Source organism: Nocardia flavorosea, from assembly GCF_015477805.1.
GTDB lineage: Bacteria > Actinomycetota > Actinomycetes > Mycobacteriales > Mycobacteriaceae > Nocardia > Nocardia flavorosea_A.
Map to the genome: position 1 here is coordinate 1 of NZ_JADLQL010000014.1, position 544 is coordinate 544.

Genomic DNA, 544 nt, shown 5'->3' on the forward strand with positions numbered 1-544 from the left:
TGCCGATCGACCCGACGTATCCGCAAGACCGGATCGCGCATATGCTCTCCGATTCCGGCGCGCCGGTGGGTATCACGATGTCGTCGGTGCGCGGTGATCTGCCGGATTCGGTGGACTGGCTGGTGCTCGACGAGCTCGCTCTCGACGGATATGCGGCCGAGCCGATCACCGACGCCGACCGGGTGCGGCCGTTGACCCCGGCGAACACGGCATATGTCATCTACACCTCCGGTTCGACGGGGCTGCCCAAGGGCGTCGTCGTCAGTCATGCCGGTTTGGCGAATTTCAGTGCCGAGCAGGTGGAGCGGTATCGGTTGACTCCGGCGTCGCGGGCGCTGGCGTTCGCGTCGCCGTCGTTCGACGCCTCGATCCTGGAACTGCTGCTCGCGATCGGTTCGGCCGGTGCGCTGGTCGTGGTGCCGACCGGTACCTACGGCGGTTCGGAACTCGGTGAGCTGATCGCTGGTGAGGGTGTGACGGTCGGTTTGATCACGCCGTCGGTGCTGGCTTCGTTGGATCCGGCGGATCTGGCGGGTATGGAAGT

General features: G+C 65.8%; 1 protein-coding gene. It reads left to right on the forward strand.

Features of this window, described 5'->3' with window-relative positions; genetic code table 11:
- On the forward strand, positions 1 to 544 hold a 544-nt coding region (locus IU448_RS28575; protein WP_195058843.1), incomplete at both ends, for an AMP-binding protein.